23 protein-coding genes are annotated in these 23,590 nt (G+C 68.0%); 10 read left to right on the top strand and 13 right to left on the bottom strand.

All coding sequences use genetic code 11. The features are described 5' to 3' along the window. Nucleotides 1-7: 7 nt before the first annotated feature. Nucleotides 8-1,633: an AMP-binding protein gene (locus ABJK40_RS08445; RefSeq protein WP_348479765.1), complete on the bottom strand. Its 1,626-nt coding sequence runs from the start codon at nucleotides 1,631-1,633 to the stop codon at nucleotides 8-10. Nucleotides 1,634-1,768: 135 nt separating this feature from the next. Continuing rightward, the gene (locus tag ABJK40_RS08440; protein ID WP_348479766.1) at nucleotides 1,769-2,911 is read right to left on the bottom strand and encodes an aromatic ring-hydroxylating dioxygenase subunit alpha; all 1,143 of its coding nucleotides are present in this window, start codon (nucleotides 2,909-2,911) and stop codon (nucleotides 1,769-1,771) included. 60 nt (nucleotides 2,912-2,971) lie between these two features. Between ABJK40_RS08440 and ABJK40_RS08435 the strand changes: the two genes are divergently transcribed. From ABJK40_RS08435 to ABJK40_RS08415, 5 genes are all read left to right on the top strand, one after another. Continuing rightward, complete coding sequence (locus tag ABJK40_RS08435) at nucleotides 2,972-3,574, top strand: TetR family transcriptional regulator C-terminal domain-containing protein (protein WP_348479767.1); 603 nt, start codon at nucleotides 2,972-2,974, stop codon at nucleotides 3,572-3,574. After that, nucleotides 3,571-4,416, top strand: coding sequence for a TIM barrel protein (locus ABJK40_RS08430; RefSeq protein ID WP_348510226.1), 846 nt, complete (start codon nucleotides 3,571-3,573; stop codon nucleotides 4,414-4,416). The genes ABJK40_RS08435 and ABJK40_RS08430 overlap by 4 nt, the downstream gene beginning before the upstream one ends. A 246-nt stretch (nucleotides 4,417-4,662) precedes the next feature. Continuing rightward, nucleotides 4,663-4,896 carry a DUF5317 family protein gene (locus ABJK40_RS08425; RefSeq protein WP_348479769.1) on the top strand — a complete coding sequence of 78 codons (234 nt, stop codon included), beginning with the start codon at nucleotides 4,663-4,665 and terminating at the stop codon, nucleotides 4,894-4,896. Nucleotides 4,897-5,191: 295 nt separating this feature from the next. Continuing rightward, nucleotides 5,192-5,677 carry a nuclear transport factor 2 family protein gene (locus tag ABJK40_RS08420; RefSeq protein WP_348479771.1) on the top strand — a complete coding sequence of 162 codons (486 nt, stop codon included), beginning with the start codon at nucleotides 5,192-5,194 and terminating at the stop codon, nucleotides 5,675-5,677. Between the two features lie 140 nt (nucleotides 5,678-5,817). Beyond that, the gene (locus ABJK40_RS08415; RefSeq protein ID WP_348479772.1) at nucleotides 5,818-6,579 is read left to right on the top strand and encodes an SDR family oxidoreductase; all 762 of its coding nucleotides are present in this window, start codon (nucleotides 5,818-5,820) and stop codon (nucleotides 6,577-6,579) included. A gap of 126 nt (nucleotides 6,580-6,705) precedes the next feature. Here the strand turns inward: ABJK40_RS08415 and ABJK40_RS08410 are convergent, their stop codons facing one another. Continuing rightward, nucleotides 6,706-8,469: a PEP-utilizing enzyme gene (locus tag ABJK40_RS08410; protein WP_348479773.1), complete on the bottom strand. Its 1,764-nt coding sequence runs from the start codon at nucleotides 8,467-8,469 to the stop codon at nucleotides 6,706-6,708. A 166-nt stretch (nucleotides 8,470-8,635) separates the two neighbouring features. On the opposite strand from ABJK40_RS08410, the gene ABJK40_RS08405 reads away from it, so the two are divergent. Together ABJK40_RS08405 and ABJK40_RS08400 are read left to right on the top strand one after the other, a co-directional pair. Continuing rightward, nucleotides 8,636-9,328: a pyridoxamine 5'-phosphate oxidase family protein gene (locus ABJK40_RS08405; protein WP_348479774.1), complete on the top strand. Its 693-nt coding sequence runs from the start codon at nucleotides 8,636-8,638 to the stop codon at nucleotides 9,326-9,328. Beyond that, complete coding sequence (locus ABJK40_RS08400; protein ID WP_348479775.1) at nucleotides 9,321-10,616, top strand: aromatic ring-hydroxylating dioxygenase subunit alpha; 1,296 nt, start codon at nucleotides 9,321-9,323, stop codon at nucleotides 10,614-10,616. The genes ABJK40_RS08405 and ABJK40_RS08400 overlap by 8 nt, the downstream gene beginning before the upstream one ends. Nucleotides 10,617-10,655: 39 nt before the next feature. Here ABJK40_RS08400 and ABJK40_RS08395 read toward each other — a convergent pair whose 3' ends face one another. Then, nucleotides 10,656-11,078: a cyclic nucleotide-binding domain-containing protein gene (locus ABJK40_RS08395; RefSeq protein ID WP_348479776.1), complete on the bottom strand. Its 423-nt coding sequence runs from the start codon at nucleotides 11,076-11,078 to the stop codon at nucleotides 10,656-10,658. Nucleotides 11,079-11,254: 176 nt separating this feature from the next. On the opposite strand from ABJK40_RS08395, the gene ABJK40_RS08390 reads away from it, so the two are divergent. After that, nucleotides 11,255-12,874, top strand: a complete 1,620-nt coding sequence (locus ABJK40_RS08390; RefSeq protein ID WP_348479777.1) for an aromatic ring-hydroxylating dioxygenase subunit alpha — start codon at nucleotides 11,255-11,257, stop codon at nucleotides 12,872-12,874. A 52-nt stretch (nucleotides 12,875-12,926) separates the two neighbouring features. After that, nucleotides 12,927-13,439 carry a hypothetical protein gene (locus ABJK40_RS08385; protein WP_348479778.1) on the top strand — a complete coding sequence of 171 codons (513 nt, stop codon included), beginning with the start codon at nucleotides 12,927-12,929 and terminating at the stop codon, nucleotides 13,437-13,439. A gap of 64 nt (nucleotides 13,440-13,503) precedes the next feature. Here ABJK40_RS08385 and ABJK40_RS08380 read toward each other — a convergent pair whose 3' ends face one another. The 7 genes from ABJK40_RS08380 to ABJK40_RS08350 all read right to left on the bottom strand — a co-directional run bounded on the left by ABJK40_RS08380 (nucleotide 13,504) and on the right by ABJK40_RS08350 (nucleotide 20,779). Then, entirely contained in the window at nucleotides 13,504-14,418 is a 915-nt protein-coding gene (locus ABJK40_RS08380) for a hypothetical protein (RefSeq protein ID WP_348479779.1), read from the bottom strand. A 938-nt stretch (nucleotides 14,419-15,356) separates the two neighbouring features. Continuing rightward, the gene (locus ABJK40_RS08375; RefSeq protein ID WP_348479810.1) at nucleotides 15,357-15,842 is read right to left on the bottom strand and encodes an NUDIX domain-containing protein; all 486 of its coding nucleotides are present in this window, start codon (nucleotides 15,840-15,842) and stop codon (nucleotides 15,357-15,359) included. A 39-nt stretch (nucleotides 15,843-15,881) separates the two neighbouring features. Beyond that, on the bottom strand, nucleotides 15,882-17,168 hold the full coding sequence (locus tag ABJK40_RS08370; RefSeq protein ID WP_348479780.1) for an acyl-CoA dehydrogenase family protein: 1,287 nt from the start codon (nucleotides 17,166-17,168) through the stop codon (nucleotides 15,882-15,884). Nucleotides 17,169-17,287: 119 nt separating this feature from the next. Next, nucleotides 17,288-18,868, bottom strand: coding sequence for an AMP-binding protein (locus ABJK40_RS08365; protein WP_348479781.1), 1,581 nt, complete (start codon nucleotides 18,866-18,868; stop codon nucleotides 17,288-17,290). Between the two features lie 10 nt (nucleotides 18,869-18,878). Beyond that, nucleotides 18,879-19,400, bottom strand: a complete 522-nt coding sequence (locus ABJK40_RS08360) for a nuclear transport factor 2 family protein (RefSeq protein WP_348479782.1) — start codon at nucleotides 19,398-19,400, stop codon at nucleotides 18,879-18,881. A 126-nt stretch (nucleotides 19,401-19,526) separates the two neighbouring features. Next, entirely contained in the window at nucleotides 19,527-19,982 is a 456-nt protein-coding gene (locus tag ABJK40_RS08355; protein WP_348479783.1) for a nuclear transport factor 2 family protein, read from the bottom strand. Beyond that, nucleotides 19,979-20,779, bottom strand: coding sequence for an SDR family oxidoreductase (locus ABJK40_RS08350; RefSeq protein ID WP_348479784.1), 801 nt, complete (start codon nucleotides 20,777-20,779; stop codon nucleotides 19,979-19,981). Before ABJK40_RS08350 ends, ABJK40_RS08355 begins: the two co-directional genes overlap by 4 nt. 38 nt (nucleotides 20,780-20,817) lie before the next feature. Here ABJK40_RS08350 and ABJK40_RS08345 point away from each other — a divergent pair, with 38 nt between their 5' ends. Continuing rightward, nucleotides 20,818-21,390 carry a VOC family protein gene (locus tag ABJK40_RS08345; RefSeq protein ID WP_348479785.1) on the top strand — a complete coding sequence of 191 codons (573 nt, stop codon included), beginning with the start codon at nucleotides 20,818-20,820 and terminating at the stop codon, nucleotides 21,388-21,390. A gap of 149 nt (nucleotides 21,391-21,539) precedes the next feature. Here ABJK40_RS08345 and ABJK40_RS08340 read toward each other — a convergent pair whose 3' ends face one another. Then, a complete protein-coding gene (locus ABJK40_RS08340; protein ID WP_348479786.1) occupies nucleotides 21,540-22,397 on the bottom strand; it encodes a glucose 1-dehydrogenase in 858 nt (285 codons plus the stop codon). Beyond that, the gene (locus tag ABJK40_RS08335) at nucleotides 22,394-23,518 is read right to left on the bottom strand and encodes a phosphotransferase (protein ID WP_348479787.1); all 1,125 of its coding nucleotides are present in this window, start codon (nucleotides 23,516-23,518) and stop codon (nucleotides 22,394-22,396) included. Before ABJK40_RS08335 ends, ABJK40_RS08340 begins: the two co-directional genes overlap by 4 nt. Between the last annotated feature and the right edge of the window lie 72 nt (nucleotides 23,519-23,590).

The following is a 23,590-nucleotide window of genomic DNA, read 5'->3' as shown; positions in this document are numbered from 1 at the left end:
GACGTGGTCAGTCTGCGAGGGCCTGTGCCCTGGCCCAGCGATAGTCGGCCTTGCCGTTCGGGGCCCGGTAGACCTCGTCGACGAACACGATCTGGCGAGGCGCCTTGAAGTCGGCGATGGACTGCTTGATCGTGGCGATGATCTCGTCTGCGCCGGTCGGTTCCGAGACCGAACAGACCAGCACGACCGACTCGCCGAATCGTTCGTGGGGGACGCCGACGGCGTTGGCGTCGATCACGGTCGGATGCCGGCGCGCCGCCACCTCGACCTCCTCGGGGTAGATCTTCTCGCCACCCGAGTTGATGCACACCGACCCACGGCCGAGCAGCGTGACGGTGCCGTCCTCGGCGATCGTCGCGAAGTCGCCGGGCACCGTGTAGCGCACACCGTCGATCGTGCGGAACGTGTCGGCGGTCTTGGCCTCGTCGTTCCAGTACCCGCGCGGCATCGGTCCCGAGGCGCCGAGCATGCCGGGTTCCGTGCTGCCCCGAGGGATGACCCCGTTCGTGAGCGGATCGATCGTGACCACGTTCGGCGGGGCGGTGAACACCGCCGTCTCGGGCGGCTCGGCTCCCGGCATCGTCATCGAGATCGCGAACGGTCCGCCCTCCGACGCCCCGATCATGTCGAAGATCATCGCCTGGGGCATCACCTCCTGGAAGGCGCGCTTCTGCTCGGCGGACAGCGTGGCGCCCGTCGACACGATGCGTGCGACGGACGAGAGATCCGGACCCTCACTCCCGGCCCGAGCAGCCGATTCGTTCAGCGGGCGGGCGAAGGCGTCGCCGACCAGCGAGAGTTGCGTGACCCGGTACCGATCGACGAGCTTCCACAGTTCGTCGGCATCGAAGGACCGACCGCCGAGCAACACGACCGTGCCACCCATGACGAACGCGCCGATCGCGAGGAACAGGGCGGTGCCGTGCATCAGCGGTGGGGCGCAGAGCATCACCGGAGACTTGCCATCGGCCTGCAACTCCGCCGCGATCCGACCGACGTCGGCGGGTGTGGTCGGGATCTCGATGCCCGCCGAGGCGTACGATGTGTACGCGAGAGCGCCGAACAGGTCGACGTGGCGCCACACGACGCCCTTCGGATTCCCGGTGGTCCCACCGGTGTACAGCATCAGCGTGTCCTCGCCGGACCGTTCGATCCGCGGCGCGGGCCCCGTCGCGTCGACGATCTCGTGATACCACTCGGCACCGTCGATCAGCGGCGACCCGTCGTCGACCTGCACGAGGGTGGTCACGGTCGGCATCATCGAGCGGGCCTCGTCGACACGATCCGCGAGCGAGCCGTGGAACACGAGCACCTCGGCGCCTGCGTTGTCGCAGACGTACGCGATCTCCGGCGCCTTGTACCGGTAGTTGACGTTGACCGGGGATGCCCGCAACTTGAACGCGGCGTACGCCGACTCCAGGTACTCGGGACAGTTGTACATCAACTGGGCGACCCGCGTGTCGAGGCCCGAACCGCGGGACGCGAGCGCAGCGGCCAGGCGGGCGGCACGGTCGTCCAACTCACGCCAGGTCCGCTCGTGGTCACCGATCACCACGGCCACGTGCTCGGGCTGGGCGTCGGCGAACGCCTCCCACAGCGTCGCCCAGTTCTCACTCATGCCCTGTTCGGTCATCCTCGATCCCCCTGTTCCCCCCTCTTCGATGTCGCGTTCGAAGGTACTTCGCAACGAACGAGCGGCTCGCAGCGCAACAGACCGGGAGCGCCTCGCTGCACAGCCGCTGCTTCGGCGCCGGGGAGTCGAACGGTGTCAGTCGCGGAGCTTGCGGTCCATGTTCTCGTGGTAGTGCGCGATCTTGCACTCTCGGTCGTTGAGGACGTGTCGCGTGTACCCCGACGATCGCTTCGTCCGTTCCAACTGTTCGTAGATGCCGATGTCCTCACCGACGACCCGTTGCAACCCCTTCCAGTGCTTCATCGTGCGGTCGAAGTACTCGGCGTATTCTGGGTCGTCGCGGTCGCCGGGGTAGATCAGCTCCCAGCACAGGAAGCGGGTGCGATCGACGTCGATCGGGATCGGGTTGAAGACCTGGATGTGTTCGGGGTTGCAGTTGAACACCGTGTTCGGGAACACGAGGTAGTGGCAGATCGCGTGCTGGTGGTGGTCACGGTCGACCGCGAGTTCGTCGAGGTGGTCGGCACGCGGGACGAAGCACATGTAGTTGTCGTCGACGATGTGGAACGACGTCTCCCGTGCCGCCTTGACCCACGTGGCGTCGACGCCGTGCAACTGCTTGGTGTGGTAGATCTCGTTGAACCCGTCGACGATCGCCTTGTAGCTGACGGGCACGTCGAACTCGATCACGTCGTGGAGCACCATGTCCTCCATGGCGAAGCGGCCGAGGTCGGCGGAGATCTCGGGGCCGATCGCGTCGATCAGCGACCCTGCATCGTCGGGTCCGGCGAGGTTGATCCACACCCAGCCGCCCCACTCGTCGGCTGCGACCGCCGGAGCCCGGAGCCCGTCGAGATGGTGCGGATCGAAGTCGTTGCGATCGGGGACGCCGACCACGAGGCCGGTCGTGTCGTACACCCAGCCGTGGTAGGGACACGTGAAACGCTTGGCTCCGCAGCCGACCGCCTCGCCTACGATCGCCGGACCACGATGCTGGCAGACGTTGTGGAACGCGGCGAGGGTGGCGTCTTGCTGACGGGTGACGACGACGGTCTCGCCGTGACCCTCGAACGTGAGCCAGTCACCCGGCTCACGGATCTGCTCGGACCGGCCGGCCAGGATCCAGTGCCGTGCGAGCACACGCTCACGTTCGAGCTCGAAGCGGACGGGATCGGTGTACACGTCGGCGCGCATCGTGCTCGGGCCGTGGTCGGGCAGTAGCCGGACGCCGGGGCCGAGGCGGACGGGGACGTCACCGCGTGTCGGAATGTGCACCATCAGATCTCTCCATCGTTCGTGTCGTTCCCCAAGATATAACAGCTGTGATATCTTGCGTCAATGTCGAAGATCGTGGACGTGGACCAGCGCCGACTCGAACTCGCAGGGGCCGCAGCGGCGGTCATCGCCCGACGCGGGGTCGCGGGCGCGTCGCTGCGCACCGTGGCCGCCGAGGCCGGTTGGACCACGGGGACGCTCGCCCACTACTTCACCGACAAGCGAGACCTGCTCGCGTTCACGCTCGAGACGTCGCTCGAACGGCGGCGAGCCCGACGCGGCGACCCGAAGAGCTCGAACCGAGGCGACGAGATCCGGACCTCGCTCACGAACGCACTCCCGCTCGACGACGAGGGCCGCCTGCACTGGACGGTCACCGTGGCGTTCGCCGCCCACGCGTCGGCCGAACCCCAACTGCAACTCGTGCAGCGCGACGCCTACCGGGAGTTCCGGTCGCACCTCGTCGGCCTCGTGGCCGACCGGGAAGTCGGCGGCGATCCGGCGAGCCCCGACGATGCCCGATCGCCCGACGATCACGTGGTGGAGGCCGAGCGACTGATCGCGCTGGTCGACGGGATCGCCCTCCAGGCACTGTTCGACCCCGAGACGTGGCCACCGGAACGCCAGCTCGCCGCCCTCGACGCGGGACTCGGAGCTCGGACGTGACGGCGCGTGCACCACGGTCGCTCACCGGGGACGACCTGGTGCTGAGTCATTTCAGCCTCGAACGCAACCACGATCTCGACGATCGGATCGCTTCCGCAGGTGCAGCCGGGTTCGCGGGGATCGGGCTGTTCGCAGGGCAGTGGATCGCACTGGCCGACGATGGCTGGTCGCCGTCCCGACTCGGCGACGCACTCGACACGGCATCGATCTGTCTCGCCGAGATCGAGGTGCTCGCGCACTGGGGACGCGCTGCTCCGACCGAGGAACAACTCGCCTTCGAAGCCGTCGTGTGGAGCCTCGTGGACATCTTCGAGTCGCGCTACGTGCAGGCGATCGGGTCGTACGACGGGTCGATCCGCGACGCGGCGGTCCGGTTCGGAGCCCTGTGCGACCGCGCCGCCGACCACGGAGCGGTGGTCGGGCTCGAGTTCCTCCCCTTCACGAACATCGTCGACGCCCGTGACGCGCAGAGGATCGTCGAGGAGGCGGGACGACCGAACGGCGGCGTCTGTGTCGACATCTGGCATCACGTCCGCGGTGCCGACGACGTCTCCCTGCTCGAAGCGATCCCCGGCGAGCTGATCACCGGCGTCCAGATGAGCGACGGTCCTCGCCGCGCCCCGGATGCGGGTTCGGGTTTCGACTATCGAGACGACTGCCTCCGCCACCGCGTTCCGCCCGGCCTCGGCGAGTTCGACGTGACCGGATTCGTCGACCTGCTGCGTGCGAAGGGCGTCGACGTCCCGTGGGGGCTCGAGGTGTGCAACGAGTCCGCATGGGGTCGGCCCGCCCACGACCACGTCCACGCGGTCGCTCGCGGCATGCGTTCCCTCATCGGCTGACCCGTCCGACCCGGACCCGCGACCTTGCTGAGCGTTGCAACCGTTGCGACCGTCGCGGCTCGCAGCCACGATCGGCAGGCATGTTCCCTCGTTCGGTCCAACCGTATGTGTCAGCTGGCTTGTCAGGAAGAGAACCCGAAGCCATCAAATGGCGCATCACCTCGCCCGTACTGCGCGCTGCCGCAGTCGGCGGAACCGTCGTGGCACTCATCGCCGGCAGCGTGGAGAACTGCGGGCCTCCCCGAATTGACCGGAGCCGCGTTCGAGAACTCGAATGTCAACGCCGACGCCCGCCTCGCGTTCCTCGGCGACGTGTTCGCGATCCCTGCGAACTGGCCCCTCGCCAACGTGTTCAGCATCGGCGACGTGATCATCGTGGTCGCGGCCACCTACCTGGCACACGTGTGGTGTCGCCGGACCGCCCGCTCGAACTCGTGGCCCGCTCCGCTGTCATCGGAACTCGTCGGCCCTGCCGGGTGACCCGTCGGCGCACGCCGTTCGTGAGAACGGTGACGGCGACGGCCGGGCGCGTGAACCTCCTGCGCGCGCCCGCTCGTGACGAGCTCCGTGCCGGTCGACCGACGAGTTGCGAGGGTCGGACCGGCACGAGTAGGAATGATCATTCATTCAGATCGATGGGGGTCGACGTGGGACGTGGCGACAGGACGCATCGGTCCGGCGACGGGTGCGTCGGCGTGGCGTACCACGGGGTCAGCAAGGTCCACGTCACCGAGTTCGTACCCGGATCGATGGAGAGTCTCGGAGAGGAACTGCCATGAGCGTCTCGGACCGGCTGGCGGTCGCGGAGACGGTGTACCGGTACGCGACCGGGATCGACATGCGCGACTTCGAGCTGTACCGGTCGATCTTCGCTCCGGAGGTCGCCATCGACTTCTCGTCGTACAGCGACCGCGCACCCGCAACGGTCACGGCGGACCAGTGGGTGGCGAGCGTGGTGCCGCTGTTCACCGGACTCGACGCCACGCAGCACTCGATGACGAACCCGATCGCCGAGATCGACGGCGACGACGCTCGCTGCCGGATGTACATGCAGGCCCACCACGTGTACCGACCCGAGGACCCCACGTCGTGGTTCACGATCGGCGGCTACTACGACGACACGCTCGTGCGATCGGAACTCGGTCCCGTCGGGTGGCTCGTCACCGGCGTCACGCTCACGGTCCTGTGGCGGCGTGGCGACGCCGGGATCATGCCCGCCGCAGCGGCCCACGGACGGGCCGTGTCGGACGCGGGATCGTGACCGGCATCGGACCCGTCGCCGGGCCACCCGACGCCATCGACGCCATCGACGCCATCGTGGACCGGATGGTCGACGCACTGTTCTCACGCACCGACACCACGAACTGAACTGAACTGAACTGAACGGAACGGAACCGAGCCATGCCCACACCTGCACTCACGGACCTCATCGATCTCGGCGGCAAGCGGGCGCTCGTCACCGGCGGCGGCAAGGGCATCGGCGCCGCCATCGCCGCACGCCTGCGCGAGGCCGGCGCCCACGTGACCGTCGCCGACCTCGACCCGGACGCGCAGGCGTCGGCCGATGCGATCGGAGCCGATTTCGCGCGCTGCGACATCACCGATGCGTCCGAGCTCGCTCGCGCCGTGGACGCCGCAGCCGGCGACGCCGGACTCGACATCCTGGTCAACAACGCCGGCATCTTCCCGACCACCGGCCCCGTCGCTCGGGTCAGCGACGAGTTCGTGCACCACATGCTCGACGTCAACGTCCGGGCCCAGTTCAGTGCCACCCGCGAAGCGGCGGACCGGATGCCACGCGGCGGAGCGATCGTGAACATGGCGTCCGTGGCCGCCATCGGCGGCGGTGCCAACATCTCGGCGTACGCAGCGTCGAAGGGTGCGGTGGTCGCGATGACCCGGGCACACGCCAACGAACTCGGCCCGCAGGGCATCCGCGTGAACGCCATCGCGCCCGGGATCATCGACACGCCCGGCGTGCAGGAACAGCTGGCTCCGCTGCGCGCGAGCGGCGTCGACATCGACAAGCGCATCGCTGCCAATCCGGTCGGCATCGCGGGCCAGCCCGACCACATCGCCTGCGGGGTGTTGTTCCTGGTGTCCGATCTGGCCCGGTTCGTCAGCGGACACCTGCTCGTGATCGACGGCGGATCCACCGCCTGATCGACCGGGAGGTCGACCACGGACGTCGTCGAAGCGATGAGCACCTGCCGGGCGTGCGCTCCCCGAGACCCGATCACCGCCAGGACCGACGCCGCCGGAGGGCGAGGAGGCTGCGGTTCCGATCGATCAGGGGAGGGCGATGATGGTGACCGTGCCGGTCGAGCCGTCGATCTCGATGGTGGCACCGTCGGGGATGCGGTCCGTCGCGTCGTGGACCGACACCGCACACGGCAGGCCGAGCTCGCGGCACATGATGGCGGCGTGGCTCGCCACGGCTCCGACATTCACCACGACACCCTCGGCGGCGAGGAACAGCGGCACCCACGACGGGTCGGTGGTCGGGGCGATCATGATGTCGCCCGGGCCGAAGTCGCCCGCATCGGACGGATCGAGGATCACGCGAGCGGTGCCGGTGACCTTGCCCGGCGAGCCCATCGCCCCCTGCAGCACGTCGCCCACCGAACCCGGCTCGGCCTTGCGGCCGCCGCGCGGACCCCACGACGAGATCGGCGGCACACCGCCCTCCCTGCCGACGATGTACGGCGGCTCGACCGTGTGCAGGTGGTCGAACTTCGCGCCGCGCTCGCGGATCGTGTCGATCATCGACGACGGGTCGTCGAGGAATGCGTCGAGCTCGTCGTCGACCAGCATGAAGATCTGCTGCGGATCATCGAGATGGCCGTCACGGGTGAGGCGGCCGCCGACCTCCATCAGCGCCAGCTTCGCCTCGTGGATGAGTCGGATGCACGAGTTCTTGCCGAGTTCGCGCGCCTTGTAGAACACGGCGGCCGAGGCGATGCCGGCCTGCAGCGTGCCGTGCGCTTCGGCGTCGCCTTCGACCAGCGCGAGGATCTCGGTCGTCAGCGCGACGCGCTCCGCGGCTCCGCGTTCCTGCGCGGCCGTCGGCGAGTGGTCGTCGCTCTGGTGGCGCATCCGCTCGATCATCCCGAGCGGCATCGACGGCTTCGTGGTCCAGGAGTGCGGGCGGAGGTCCCACTCGTTGGGGCCGCGGTGCCCGTGCGTTGCGATCAGTTCGGTCCACTGATCGAGGAACGTGGCCGTGTCGGCGTCGTCGGCGTCCCCGAGACGGTCGAGCAGTCCGTCGACCCCTGCGTCGAATTCGGCCGACAGCGAACTCGAGTTCTTCACCGTGCGCGAGATCGCCCACATCGCACTCGGCGCGTCAGCGGACTCGATGCCGCCGACTGCGGTCATCAACTTCACCGCGTCGGGACCTCGGCCGATCGCTGCGCAGATCGCCTGCACGGCACCGGGTCCGAGCGAGGATCCGAGCGCCGACTGGCAGTACACGGTCCACGCGTCGTCGAGGTTCGGGCCGGCCACCTCTCGTGCGCGCGCCACGAGTTCGGCGTTCGACATGGCGGACAGGTCGGGCCGTTCGCGCACGATGCGCAGCGAGGTGGCCGAGGCCTCCTCCTGCTCGGGGAAGCTCGGGGTGCTCATCGCCCAGCCCATGGTCTCGGCGAGCTTCGCGCTCTGCTCGGGGTTCTCGTCGTCGGGGTGTTCGATGTAGTCGGGCACGCCGGGGTGGTCGCCGAAGTACGCCTGGTCGATCGCGTCGGGGCTGGCCCCGGGCATCCGGGCACCCATCACCCGCGGCAACGACAGCTGGTTGTAGAAGTAGCCGCCCCAGTTGCCGAAGACCTCGGGCGGGTCGACGGCGAACTCGTCCGCCGTCACCACACCGAAGGCGATGAACCCCTTGGCCACCCCCGGGATGCATCCCTTCATCCAGCCGAGACTCCACCCGAGCGGGCTGAAGGGTTCGGGACCGACCTCGTCCGCATTCGCACGCGTGTAGTACGGGAACCGTGTGCTGATCTCCGTGTCGGTGATCCAGCCGTCCAGTGCGGCGGTGTCATCGGTCATGTCGGTCCCCTTCGTCGTGGCGGTACGTCGGCGACGAAACTTAGTGTGTGTCCGGGATCACACCATCGGTCGGAGCGCCGACCCCGAGAGCGTCGACCCCGAGAGTGTCGACCCCGAGAGTGTCGACGCGGATCGGGCCACCACGTCGCCGGGGAGCGAGGCCCTGATGGGCACCGGAGCCGACACGGCGATCGTCGGACCGACCGACCACGAGTCCGGTGACGACGACTCACACGACACCGTCGGCGACTCCGGCAGCGTCAGCGGCGGCGGCAGCGGCAGCGGCGGCTACACCGACAGCTACGAGGACGTGTCGGGCTTCACGCTGTCGGACGACCGTGAAGCGACGCTGTTGGCCACCCAGACCGAGTGCGTGTTCATGTGGACCACCCGAGACGGTGACCCGGTCGGTGTGGTGATGAACTTCGTGTGGCACGCCGGTGCGTTCTGGCTCACGTGCACCCGCCGCCGCAAGCGGGTCCCCGCGATCGAGGCCCGCCCGCGCGTCGCGGTGGCCGTGAGCAGCCGGGGCACCGACATCGGCATCAGCCAGGCGGTCACGTACAAGGGCACGGCGACCGTGCTCGACGACGACGCCACGCTGGCCTGGTTCTCTCCGGTCCTCGCCGCCAAGGTCCGCCCCGGCGACACCGCCAAACAAGCGGCGTTCGTCGCCCACCTCGACTCGCCGGGACGTGTCGTCGTGCGCATCGACGTCGACACGCGGATCGGTTTCGACTCCGAAGCGATGTTCGCTGGATCGCCGGCCGGAGCGACCACCACCCGCATCACCGGTGGCAGCACCGACGACAGCACACACGACAGCACCGACGACGAGGACGCGACCGACGATGGATGACACGCTGATCACGCGGCTCAAGGCCGACATGACGTACGAGTTCGCTCGCACCGCTCCACCCGTCGGGTTTCCCGCCTTCCACGACATCCCCACCGAGCGGCACACGTCGCGCAGTTTCCACGACCTCGAGCAGCAACACCTCTGGCCGAACACCTGGGTGATCGCGGGTCGTGCCGAGGACGTGGCCGAACCGGGCGACTACTTCACCTTCGACGACCTCGGCGTGCCACTGCTGATCGTGCGCGGCACCGACGGCGCGGTCAACTGCTTCTACAACACCTGCCAGCACCGGGGTGCTCCGGTCGTGCGCGACACCCACGGGTCGTCGCGCCGCCTGCGGTGTCAGTACCACTCGTGGACCTACGAGGTCGACGGTGGCACCCTGGTGTCGGTCCCCGACGAACGCGACTTCGTCGACCTCGACTGGGAGCAGCGATGCCTGCCGCGTGCGAGATGCGACGTGTACGCAGGATTCGTGTTCGTCAACCGCGACCTCGACGCAGCGCCGCTCGCCGACTTCATCGGCCCCGCCCGCGAGATGCTCGATCCGTTCCGCGCCGAGGATCTGCGAGAGGTGTACCGCGAGTCGCGGATCATCCCGTGCAACTGGAAGGTCACCGCCGAGGCGTTCCTCGAGGTGTACCACTTCCGCCACATCCACTCCCACGACGGAGTGAGCGTGCTCGACAACCGTGGCGCCGCGATGGGGCTGTACCCGAACGGTCACAGCCGGATGATCACCCCGTTCTCGAAGCAGAACGTCGCGCGGCTCGGCCTCGACGGATGGGACGACTGGAAGCAACTCGACCACGGCTCGATGCCGGCCATCGACGGCGTGCCGGGCATGGTCGACTGCACCAGCAGCGCGGTGAGCATCTTTCCGAACGTGATCATCCCGCTCGGTCGCATCGGGTTCCCGATCAACGTCTTCTGGCCGATCGACGAACACACGACGCGCCTCGACTGGATCTACTACGGCCTCCCCGGCGACGGGTCGGACCGCTTCGACCCGGACGACCTGCCGGAAGGGTGGCGCACCCGCAAGCGGTCCTACGACTCGATCATGGCCGAGGACGAGATGAACATGGCACCGATGCAGGCCTCGATGGAGTCACCGGCGCTGCGCGGCATCCCGATCAACTACCAGGAGCGCCGGATCTGGCACCTGCACGAACAGATCGACCGCACGATCGGCGTCGATCGCATCCCCGAGCACCTCCGGATGGAGCAGTTGCTCGGCCCCTACGTCGAGAACCACACGTTGCAATCGGTGTCTGACACCGAATGACAGACACCGAATGACAGGCACCGTGTGGCTGGTTCTCGTTCAGTCGGAGTGGCGGGCGTTGTTCTCGACGACGCGTTTGGCGACGACGGGAAGCATCTTGACGGCGATCTGGGGCGCTTCGTTGAGCACGTTGTCGAACGAGCGGCTGTCGATGTGCAGGATGCGGGTGTCGGTCTTGGCGGCGACGGTGGCGTTGCGTGGCCGGTCGGCCAGCAGACCCATCTCGCCGGCGAACCCGCCGCTCGGGATCGTGGCGATCTCGGTGTCGCCGAGCATCACGCACAGCTCACCCTCGAGGACGATCACCATCTCGCGCGCCGAACTGCCTGCGCGCATCAGCACGTCGCCGGCCTTCACCTGGAGTTCGGTCACGGCCGAACCGATCGCGTCGAGATCGTCCTCCTCGACGTCGGCGAAGAGCGGAACCGCTCGGAGGTAGTCGTGATATCTGTTGCGTGCCATGTTCCTTGTTCCCCCTCGGTCGGTGGCGAGATCGTAGCCTCGAGCACCCGACCTCGTCGTGCTGGTCCGAAGCCGATCCGACACGCCCCTCCCACCTCGTCGAGTCGGTCCGGAGCCGGTGGAACGACGCCCGACTCGACTCGTCGCAGCGACGCCCATCCCGCGATCATGGTGTGATGACCGAGACGATCACCGGGACGAACCGATCCGCCGGCGTGAGCCAGACCGAGCTGCTCGACCAGGACACCCACCCCGTCGCCGCGGCGTTGCGCGAGGAGTCCCGTGAGGGCATCGCCGAGGGCAACACGCGCGTGCCGGCGTGGTACTACACGTCGCGCGAGTTCCACGATCTCGAGGTCGAGAAGCTGTGGAGCCGTGTGTGGCAACTCGCCTGTCTCGAGGAGGAGATCCCGAACGTCGGCGACTACCACGTGTACGAGATCGCCGAGATGTCGTTCCTCGTCGTGCGCACCGACGCCGGCCCCGGTGGCATCAAGGCCTACCGCAACGCCTGCCTGCACCGCGGCCGGCTGCTGCGCGAAACCCACGGGAAGGGCGCCCGCAACATCCGCTGCCCCTTCCACGGGTGGGCATGGAACCTCGACGGGTCGATGAAGGAGATCCCGTGCGAGTGGGACTTTCCATCGCTGCGCAAGGAGGACTACTCGCTGCCCGAGGCGTCGGTCGACACGTGGGACGGCTTCGTGTTCATCAACCCCGATCGCGACGCCGCCCCGCTCGCCGAGTTCCTCGACGGCTTCGACCGCCACTTCGAGAAGTATCCGTTCGCCCGCAAGGTGAAGGTCGCACACGTCGAGAAGATCATGAAGTGCAACTGGAAGGCGTGCCAGGAAGCGTTCATGGAGGCGTACCACGTGGTGGCCACGCATCCGACGCTGATGGAGTCGCTCGGCGACGCGAACACGCGGTACGACACGTGGGGCAACTTCAGTCGGGCGATCTCGCCGCAGGTGATCGACTCACCGCACCTCGACGGCATGGCGAAGTACGAGGTCGACCCCGACGGCAAGCAGTACGTCCGCTACCGCCACCCGATGAACGGCCACATCTACGAGCGCGTCGACGTCGACTCACCCGGTTCGAACAGCCGGGTCCGCATCATCGACCTCGACGGACACGACTCACTGTTCGAAGTGGACGGCACCCACGTGTCGGGGCCGATCACCCAAGCCGACCCGCACCTGCTGATCTGGATCGGTGGGCCGTCGCCCGACGGTGTGTTCGACATCCCGGTGATGCGCAAGCCCGACGTCGAGTCGGCGGTGGAGGCCCGGGCGATGACCGCCGAGTTGCGACGGGCCGACTGGATGCAGCGCGCCGGAGGCGACATCGATCCGTCGCAGTTCTCCGACGCCGACTTCGTCGACGCCATCTGGTACTCGGTGTTCCCCAACTGGTCGCCGTGGGGCACCTTCAACCCGTTGCAGTACCGGTTCCGGCCGAACGGCAACGACCCCGACTCGTGCATCTTCGAAGTGATGATGTTCGTGCCGTGGGGCGATCAGGCGAATCGACCCGATCCGGCCAAGGTCACCCGTCTCGGGCCCGACGACGACTGGACCCTGGCCCCCGAACTCGGCCCCACCGCGAAGATCTTCCAGCAGGACTCCGTGAACCTGCCCCACGTACAGACCGGGCTGAAGAACCAGGAACAGCAGGAGGTGATCTTCGCCAACTACAACGAGACGAAGATCCGCCACTTCTGGGAGCACCTGTACCAGTGGCTCGAGATCGGCCCGACCGACGTCGCCGTCGAGCCTCCGTCGCGCCGCTGACCGTGTCCGTCGGCCCCATCACCTTCCATCAACACAGACATCGGAGACCGCGATGACAGATGAAACCCAGGTCGACTACGAAGACCTCACCAGCATGCGCCTCGACGACGACGGGCTCGCCGAACTCCTCGCCGGACCGGCGGAGTGCGTGTTCAACTGGACCACTCGGGACGGTCACCCCGTCGGCGTGGTCGTCGCGTTCGTCCATCAGGACGGGAAGTTCTTCACGACCTGCGCCGAGCGGCGCGCCCGCGTGCCCGCTCTGCGCCAGCGACCCCAGAGTGGGATCGTCATCAACAACGGAGGCAAGACCGCCACCTTCAAGGGCGAGTCGATCGTCCACGCGAACGGCGACCCCGGCTTCGACGAACTGAAGGCCTGGTTCTACACCCGCCTGTCGCGTCTCGACACGAAGCCCGACGACCCCTACGTCCAGAGCTTCGCGAAGTTCCTCGACTCCCCGCACCGGGTGATCATCGAGACCGATGCGCGCCTGGTCGTCGCCTTCGACACCGCCAAGTTCCACGCGTTCACGGTCGAGGCGATGGCCGCTCAGAACGACTGACGGAGTCCGCGTCCGGGGACCGACCCGGACACGGCATCGGTACCTGCGCCGGCGAGTTCGTCGCTCAGCCCGCAGCGCGCTTGCGCGGATCGGCCGGAGCCGCGTGCGCGGTGACCACGGCGTCGCCGATCGTCGCGAGGTCGGCGATCACCTCGTCGGCGTCGTCGCCGAGCGCAGCGATCACCCGGTGTTGCGACATGTCGGTGGCCAGTTCGATCTCCTCGCGCGCCGCCCGGCCGTCGGGCGTCAACGAGCCGTCGTCACCGACCCATCCAGTCGAGCGCAGCGTCGACACCGCTACCTCGATCCGATCGGGTGCGAACCCGCGGGTGCCGGAGTACTCCCCGGCGGGGTAGTCCAACCACAGTTCCGTGAGCACGTTCATCTCCACCTGGTCGAGCCCGGCGGCCACGCACGCAGCCAGATGGCCGTCGCCTCGGTGTTCGCGGAACATCTCCGCCGCACGCCAGAGCGCACCGTACGGATCCGAGGGCGTGGGCAGGGCACGCAAGCCGCTGAAGAGCGGTCGTGCTGCACCGTCGACGTCGTCCATCGACGCACGGAGTCGGCGTCCGGCGGACGCGACGAGGTCCGGGTCGATCGTCGCCGCGGCCGCTGCGAGCCCCGCCGCCGCTCCCCGCTCTCGACTCGCGAGGATCTCGCCGTGCGACGCAACGGGCTTGGCGGCGTCGAGAACCGCGGCGACGAGCCCGGCGTCGAACACACCGAACGCCGAGACCACGGTACTGACGTCGGAATCGGCGCCGAGCGACGCCGCTCGACCCCACACGTATCCGCCGAAGAAGTCGAGGCCCGCTGCCGTGAACTGCTCGCCGGCGGCCTGTGACCACCATCCGATGGTGGCGATCGGTTCGACCGCGTCACGGAGCCGACGCGCCGGTGAATCGGGGACGACCGGTGGCGCGGGATCGGTGTCGCGTGGCGTCAGGTAGGCGGTGGCGACATCGGCGTAGTTCACGGGTTCGACGGTAGTCCTCGCCCGTCGGCGACTCGTCAGGGGCGATTCCCCTCACGGGCCGCACGAGTTCGACAGACCAGCCTCTCCGGAGATCCTTCCGAGATTCTCCGAGATTCTCCGAGATTTCTCCGACCTCACGGACGCGTGAGACCACCCGTGCGACGCTGAGCCGACGGGTCGTGCTCGACCACCGGGTCGTCACGGCGTCGACGTCACTGAACGACCGGCGCTGCTCGCGCGATCACGTCGGCAGTGATGTCGGCGAGAGCGCCGATGCTTCGAGTGGCACGTGGTGCCCGACGCCCGCAACCGGGTGGAACGTCGCGTTCGGCAGTCGACTGGCGAGCTGTCTGCTCCGCTCGGGTCGAATGTCGTACTCGCCACTCGCCGCCACAACGGGTCCCGGCCAGGATGCGAGGAACGCTGACCGGTCGGGTCGAGAGTGAAACGCTCGCACGCCCCAGGGCGATCCTTTCGGGTCCTTGCGCCGAGCAGACTCGCCACGCACGTTCGACCACCTCGCTCCGAGGGTCCGGGCCGAACAGCGGGAGCCAGTACCTCTCCCACGCCGTCTCCAGACCATCTCTTCCGATGACGTCCAGCGCTTCGTCGCGACACGCCGGGTCCGGATCGTGGCCCGGTTTCGCGCCGATGATCACGAGTGCCTTCACCTTCGTCGGTGCGAGTCGTGCCACCTCGATCGCGCACGAACCGCCGATCGAGTTGCCCACCACCACAAAAGGTCCATCGCCGACAGCATCGAGCGCAGCCCGCGCCCACGCCACCAGATCGTCACCTGCGTCCTAGAGCGTGGGGGACGCCGACTCGTCGGTCAGCCCTCGGAGTTCATCCGAGAAGATCGAGCCGTCGAGAGGGAGCGGATGGAGAAGCAGCAGTTTCACGATCGAGAGTTCTCCGGTGCAGCCGAACCAGTGCGTTCAGCCGGGATCGACGGCGGCGATGAGGAGGTCGAACACGGCCGCCTGGCCGCCGGCCACCTTGCGGCAGGCGGTGTCGAGGTCGAACCAGGCTGCCCGATCCACCTCGGGGAACGACTGCGTCCGGCCCGAACGCGCAGGCCATTCCATCTCGAACGTGTTGCTGACGATCGCCTCGACGTCGAGCGTGTCGCCGGGCGCGAGTTCGAGTGCCCAGGCGGTCACGGTCTTCCTCGACGACTGACGGAACTCACCCAGGTCGACGAGTTCGCCCGGCGGCAACGGCAGGCCGAGTTCCTCGGTGAACTCCCGGCGTGCGGCGTCGATCGGTTCCTCGCCGGCATCGGGGAGACCCTTCGGGATCGACCAGGCGCCGTCGTCCTTGCGCGACCAGAACGGACCGCCCATGTGACCGAGCAACACCTGGACGCCACCCCCTGCCGGCGTCGTGACGCCACGCTCGACGACGCGACGCCACAGCACGATGCCGGCGGACAGTTCAGGCACGACCGCTCCCGCCGGCGATCAGCGCGGCACGTCCTTCCACGGGCCGGTGTCGGACTTGGGCTCACGCGGCAGGCCGAGCACCCGTTCACCGATGATGTTGCGCTGGATCTCGTCGGAACCACCGGCGATCCGGTAGCCGGGCGCACCCGTGACGTGGGCGCCCCACTCGAACGTGCCCCACTCACCGGTGTCGGTGACGAGCTTCGCGCCGAGGATCGAGCTGATCAGCTCGGTCATCTGGTACATCCCCTCGGTCCACATCAGCTTGCCGAGCGAACCCTCGGGGCCGGGGGTGCCGGACTTCGCGAGGTCGGCGGCGCGCCGGTTGGTCATGGACTCGACACGGGAGTGGATGTACATCGATGCGAGGCGGTCGCGGACGACAGGGTCTCCGGCGACGCCCATCGCGTTGGCCGTGGCGAGCACCTTGCCCCACGTTCCACCGGATGCACCGCCCCCTTCGCTCTCGGAGTGGTCACGCTCGAAGCCGAGTGTGGTGAGTGCGACCTTCCATCCGTCGCCCTCGTCCCCGAGGCGCATGTCGTCGGAGACGCGCACGTCGTTGAAGAACACCTCGCAGAACGACGAGCCGCCGCTCATCTGCGCGATCGGTCGGACCTCGATCCCGGGGAGGTCCATCGGGATGATGAACGCAGTCATGCCCTGGTGCTTCACCACATCCGGATCGGAGCGCGCGATCAGCTCGCCGTACTGGGAGAACTGGGCACCCGACGACCACACCTTCTGCCCGTTGACCACCCATTCGTCGCCGTCACGGACGGCTCTGGTGCCGAGGCCCGCCAGGTCGGATCCGGCTCCCGGCTCGCTGAACAGTTGGCAGCACAGTGTGTCCGCGCTGATGAACTGCGGGATCCAGCGTTGCTTCTGCTCGTCGGTGCCGAACACCTCGATGGTCGGAGCGATCAGACCTCGCGTGACGCCGATGGTCTCGTGGGTTCCGGGCGTGAGGAACTGGCGCTCGAGCCGTCCGAACGCACGCGAGTGGGCGCGACTCAAGCCGAGCCCGCCGAGCTCACGGGGCCAGGTGATCCCGTGGTAGCCGCGCTCGGCTTTGGCCTGGACCCACTCCATCAGCGAATCGAGGAATGCTCGTTCCACGTCGTATGTCATGGCATGGAACACCGACACGTCGAAGTCGCCCTCGCCCCACACCTGCTCGGTGGGTGGAGGACGGCGTTCGAGCTTGCTCGCCAGCCATTCCTCGGCCTGGGCGGCGAAGTCGTCGACGCTGACGTCGGCCTCGATGTCGTACTGCGGTGCGGTTCGTTCCTGGGTGTCGGTCATGAGTGTCTCCGGTCGGGTCGATCCACCTTCACCCCGCCCACCCCGTCGTTCCTGCTCAGAGGAGATGCGACGAGGTCGGATGCGGCCGGGGTCGAGGTGGGTGGGGTCGAGGTGGGTCGTCAGTGGGTCTGTTCGAGAGTGGTGGTCAGTTCGCCCGCGAGCCAGGCGTCGCGGAGCTTTCGTTTGTTGATCTTGCCCATCGTGTTGCGCAGCAGATCGTCGACGACGTGGAACTCGCGCGGGCACTTGTAGTGGCTGAGCCGGTCGCGCAGCCACGTCGACAGTTCGGCGGGGTCGGGTGGCGACGCCGGATCGGCGGGGGTGACGAGGCCGATCAGCATCTCGCCCATGTCGGGGTGCGGCACGCCGACGCATCCGACGTCGGCCACGCCGGGGTGGTCGATCAGGATCTGTTCGGCTTCGGCGGGATAGAGGTTCGCCCCGCCCGACACGACCATGTCGCTGAAGCGGTCGGTGATGTAGACGAACCCGTCGTCGTCCATGAAGCCGATCTCGCCGAGCGTGAACAGGCCCGGCTCGGGATTCGACGCAGCGGTCTTCTCCGCGTCGTTCGGGTAGACGATGCCCCGACCGGTGTCGTCACGGAAGAACAGTCGTCCCTCGACGTTCGGGGCCACCTCGTTCATGTCGTCGTCGAACACCACGGCGGTGAAGGGCGCAACCGCGCGCCCGACCGAGCCACGGTGTTCCATCCACTCCTCACTCGAGATCGAACACACCGTGCCGACCTCGGTGGCGCCGTACGCATCCCGGAAGACGGGTCCGAACCACTCGATCATCGCGGCCTTCACGTCGACCGGGCACTTCGCGCCGGTGTGGGCGATCATCTTCATCGACGAGACGTCGTACTTCGACTTCACGTCGGCGGGGAGCGCGAGCATCCGCACGAAGTGGGTCGGCACCATCACCGTGCTCTCGGTGCGGTAGCGATCGATCGCGGCGATGGTCGTCTCGGCGTCGAACTTGGTGAGGATCACGGATGCCACGCCGGCGCACAGGAGCCTCATGCCCGACAGCGGACCCGTGTGGTACATCGGACCGACCACCAGATGGGTACCGAACCCGGCGAATCCACCGGTGGCGAGGGCTTCGAGGTGCTCCACCATGTCGCCGCCGCCGGCGAACATGGTCGGCGGCAACTCGGTCCCCTTGGGCTGGCCGGTCGTGCCCGACGTGTACAGCAGGTTGGGACGGGGGACGATCGCGTCGGGCGGGTCCTCGTTCGAGCCCGCCGCGAGCCAGTCGGTCCACGGGGTGACGCCCTCGACGTCGTCACATCCCCATCCGACCACGGTGTCGATTCCCGCAGCACGGGCCGCAGCCAGGCCACGCTCAGCCGTCTCGGGTCCGACGAACACGATGCCCGAGCCCGAGTCGGTGAAGATGTACTCCGCCTCGTCGGCGGTGAGGTGGAAGTTGACCGGAACCGACGAGGCGCCGGCGAGGAGCCCGCCGAGGTGTGCGAGCGCCGTCTCGGCGGCGTTCTCGGCGAAGACGGCGATGCGATGGTCGGGTCCGAGTTCGCCCGCTGCCCCGGCGGCGAGGAGGCGGCTCGCGCACCGGTTGAGGGCTTCGTCGACCTCGGCCCAGGTCATCTCGCGTGAGCCGTCGGGGGAGACGTCGACGAGGGCGAACCCGGTCGGGTCCTCGGCGGCTCGCTGCGTGGAGAAGCGTGGCATGGAGTCCCTCCTACGGCCCGATCGGTCGTCCGCCGGCGGGACGGTCGAAGGATGCCTGGCGGTACGGGGCGGCGTCGATCGCCATCGGGTCGACGCCCGTGTCGACGGTGGTGCCGTGGTGCACGCAGACCCGTCGGCTGATCCGCCACTCGCCGTCGCGCCGTTCGTAGGAGTCCTGGTACCGGCCGTACCAGGTGGACATCGCCTGCTCGTCCGCGTCGAAGAGATGGGTGATGCAGTACATCTCGCCGCGTGCGGTGTCACCTGCGGGGTCGACATGGACCTGGTGGTTGTAGATCGAGTGCATCGTGAAGGTCCAGCGTGCGTGCGACGGCACGACCCGGTCGAAGAAGGCCCAGGCGTTGCCGTCGTGAGCTCCGTGGACGTCGGTCGCGTCGGGCCAGAACGCCGACTTGCAGGTGTCGACGTCGAGTCGGTCGATCCCGTAGGAGTACCGGCGTGCCGCCTCGCGGCAGGCCTCGGCCGCGAGGAGCTGGTCCACGGTGGGTGTCGGATACACGTCGTCACTCATCGCGGAGGAAACTTACCAACCGGTCAATTCCCGCGTCCCATCGAGCGGGACGTCGAGATCGACCGCTCGTCGGAGAAGAAGCAGGAGGAGAAGGAGGAGGAGACGGCACCGGACATCGTGCGGCGTTCAACCGGGGCGGACCACCGCTGTGTTGCCGTCGGTCCACATCACGACCAGGGAGCGGTGGGTGATGCGCCAGCCGTCCTCGGTGCGGACGAGGTCGTCCTCGTACCGACCGGCGACGATGTAGTTCGGGCCGCCGACCGCGTCGCGACGCACGTGTTGAGCGTGTAGGTAACAGCGATGCGTGGCGGTGCGACCGTCGACGACCACGTGGTGGTTCCCCACGAGGTGCTGGCTGTCGTCGAGCGGCTCGAGCGCCGTTCGGATCCGGTGGACGATCGCGTCGATGCCGACCAGTCGGTCGGCGGTGCCCAGGTCGGCGGTCGCATCGGGAGCGAACACGTCGCGCAGATCGTCCCATCGGTGCTCGTCGAGCGCCCACGTGTACGCCGTGGCGACCGCCACGATGTTGCGTTCGTCGAGCAGTCGGTTGATGTCGGCCGAGGAGATGCTCGTCATATCAGCGTCCACCCACCGTCCACGGCGAGATTCTGGCCGGTCACGTAGCTCGACGCGTCCGACACGAGGAACAGCACGGCACGTGCGATGTCCTCGGGCGTGCCCTTGCGACCGATCGGCACGTTCGACGAGCGCTGTTTCATCAGCGGGCCCATCAAGCCGGTCACCGACGAGTCCGTCGGCCAGAGCGGGTCGAGTTCTCCCGAGTGGATCCGGTCGAGCGTCGGCACGGGGACCACACCCGGGCTGACCGCGTTCACGCGGATGCCGTGCGGTGCGAGATCGACCGCCAGGCTGCGCGAGAAGTGGATCGCACCTGCTTTGGCCGTGTCGTATCCGGTGCCGAGACACGGGAGCAGACCGTCGACCGATGCGATGTTGACGATCGCGCCTCCGTCACCCTGGGCCACCATGCGCTGCGCTGCGGGCTTGGAACAGTTGAAGAGGCTCGCCATGTTGACGTCGATCGAGCGCTGCCACGATTCGACGCTCTGGTCCAGGATGCTGCCGGCCTCGTGGTACGAGCCGGCGTTGTTGACGAGGATGTCGAGTCGGTCACCCACGGTCGCCAGTACCTCGGCACAACGGTCGGGGTCCGTCACGTCGAGGTCGAGTGCCGTGCCGCCGATGTCGTCGGCGACCCGCTGGGCGCCCACCCGGTCGATGTCGGCCACCACGACGTGAGCGCCTGCGGCAGCGAGTACCGCGGCGATCCCCTCTCCGATGCCCGTGGCGGCCCCGGTCACGACCGCGGTTCGACCCTCGAGGTCGAGCAGGGAGGCGATGTCGTCGTTCATGTGTGACTCCGTTCGTCGATGTTCGATACGTTCCGTCGATGACCGACGACGCAACACGACGCCCGACGGCGCCTGGACCGGTCGAGCGGTCGATGGGTCCTCCGGTGCAACTCGCCTATGCGGTCGACGACGTCCGGGACGCCGCTGCGGGATGGGTGCCCCTGGGCGTCGGACCGTTCTTCGTGATGGAGCACATCGAGTTGGGCGAGACGCGGATCAACGGATCGCCGGCGACGTTCGACCACTCCTCGGCCTACGGCTGGTGGGGCGACCTGATGTTCGAGTTGATCTGCCAGCACGACACGCCGGCGACCGACCGGCCGTCGAACCGGCCGTCGAACCGGATCGTGGGATCGGGCGGGCTGCACCACGTCGCCCACTTCGTCGACGACCTCGACGCCGTGTCTTCCGGACTCGTCGTCGACGGTCACGCCGAGGTGCTGCGCGCCGAGACCGCCGGCGGCATGGGGTTCGCATTCCACGACGGCGGGCCGACCCGCGGGCACCTGATCGAGATCTACGAACCGGTCGCGAGGCTGCGGGCGTTCTACGACATGGTGCGCGACGCCTCGGTCGGTTGGGACGGCTCCGACCCGGTCCGCACCCTCTGAACCACACGAACCAGAAGAACCAGACGGTGTCAACGAACCACACGGTGTCAGACATCGGATGGACGATCGGACCAAGCTCGGATCCGTCGCATCACATCCATTCGGTGTCTGACACCGTTTGACAGGTTTGGTGACGCGCACACGACCGATCATGTGATGCGACCTGCCTCGTGGAACTGGCGAGACGCACCGGTGTTGAATCGTTGCGGGACCATGCCGGCGGTCGTCTGCCCGGCGTCGACGACGAGGGTGTGGCCCGACACGTAGCGGGCGTCGTCGCTCGCGAGGTACAGCGCCGCCGCGGCGATGTCGTCGGGGGTGCCGGCGTACCCGAGCGGTGATCCCGACGCGATCTTCGCGTTCGTTCCCTCCAGGTCGGCGGCGTCGCCGGTCGTGACCGCGGCGGTCATCGCCGTCACGGTGTTCCCCGGCGAGATCGCGTTGACGCGGATGCCGAGCGGTGCGAGTTCGTTGGCGACCGACTTGGTGAGCCCGATCACCCCGTGCTTGGCCGCGGTGTAGACGTGCGGACCGAGCCCGCCCAGGATGCCCGCCGTGCTCGAGGTGTTGATGATCACACCGGAGCCCTGCTCGGTCATCACGCGCGCTGCGTGCTTGGTTCCGAGGAACACCCCGCGCAGCAGGATCGACATCGTGTGATCCCACGCATCGACCGGCATCTCGGAGATCTTCCCGACCACGCCGACGATGCCGGCGTTGTTGAACATGATGTCGAGGCTGCCGAATTCGGCGACGGCCATGTCGACCGCCGCGGCGATCTGGTCCTCGTTCGTGACGTCGCACTCGGCGAACCGGGTGGCGTCACCCAGTTCGGCGACCAGCGCTCGGCCGGCCTCGACCTGCAGGTCGGCGACGATCACGTTCGCACCCTCGCGGACGAACATCCGGGCGGTCCCCGCACCGATGCCGCTGGCGGCTCCGGTGATGACGGCGGTCCGGCCCGCGAGACGACCCGTCCCGGCCGTGGTCACTCCTGTGCTGGTCATCCGACGAACTCCTGTGCGTTGTGGTGGAAGATGGCGTCCTGGGCGCGTTCGATCACGCGGGTCCAGAGGGTGACGGCGCGCTCGCTCGTGAAGTCGAGGCTGCCGACGGCCAGGACGGGGATGACCCAGCTGTACATCATCCCCACCCGGTAGTCGTCCTGCAGTTGCTCGAACGCGTAGCCGGTCACACCGTTCGCGGTGAGCGTGTCGTGATACCCGCGCATCAGGTCCTGTTCGTGCGCACGACGATCCTCGATCGAGAGGTTCTGGGACAGGAAGTACCCCACGTCGTAGGCACCACCGCCCCGTGCGATCGCCTGCCAGTCGATGACCGCGACCGACCCGCCTCCCGACTCCGAGTCGTCGAAGAACAGGTTGTCGGCGCGGTAGTCGAAGTGGACGAGCGTGGTCGGCATCGCCGCCAGACGATCCAACATCGCGAGACACGAGTCGGGGTACGCCGCCGCGACCTGGGCCATCTTCGGATCGAGGGTGTCGTGGAACGCCTCCCGGAAGCCGGGGTACGACGCCTCGTAGATCGCCTTGCCGCCCTGGTTCAGTGGCCCGTTGATGTCGGGCAGGAACGTCGCCCGCTCCAGGTGGGCACCGTTCCAGAAGTGGGCGTGGTGCTCGGCGAGCCCGGCCAGCGCCTTCTGAGCCTGTTCGGGCGTGACGCCAGCGACCTGGTCGCCCAGCGTGAGATGACCGAGATCCTCCATGAGCAGGAGGTACTCCTCGGGAACGTCGGGGTCGTCGGACGGATTGCAGGTGACGTGGTACACGGCAGGCGTGCGCAGCGGCGTCTCGGCGGCGAGCACCTCGTAGAAGCGGTGCTCGCGCTCGTAGACGCGGGTGGGGCGCATCATCTCGCGCAGCTCCGGATTCTGCGTGGCGAACTTGGCGACGATCTCGCTCGGGGCGTCGCCGTTCTCCCCCGCGACGGGGCCGTCGTAGGTGAGGTGCAGCTTGCCGACCTCACCCATGAAGCCGACGCCGCCGGCCTGTGGGTCGATGCGCAGACCGGACACCGTCGTTCCGGCGGGGATGACGCCCGAACCGCACAGTGCTTCGGTGAGCCAGTCGGCAGTGATCTCGTCGGTCGTGGTGGGCAGTGTCGCCATGGTGTGTTCCCTCCTGGCCGCTGCGGCCGGTCGTCGGATGTCAGCCGGTGTTCGAATGTCTGATGGTGCTCG

It is taken from the genome of Ilumatobacter sp., from assembly GCF_039969435.1.
In the GTDB taxonomy this organism is placed as follows: Bacteria; Actinomycetota; Acidimicrobiia; order Acidimicrobiales; family Ilumatobacteraceae; genus Ilumatobacter_A.
The sequence above is the reverse complement of the archived record's forward strand: the minus strand, read 5'-3'. Positions and strand labels throughout refer to the sequence as shown.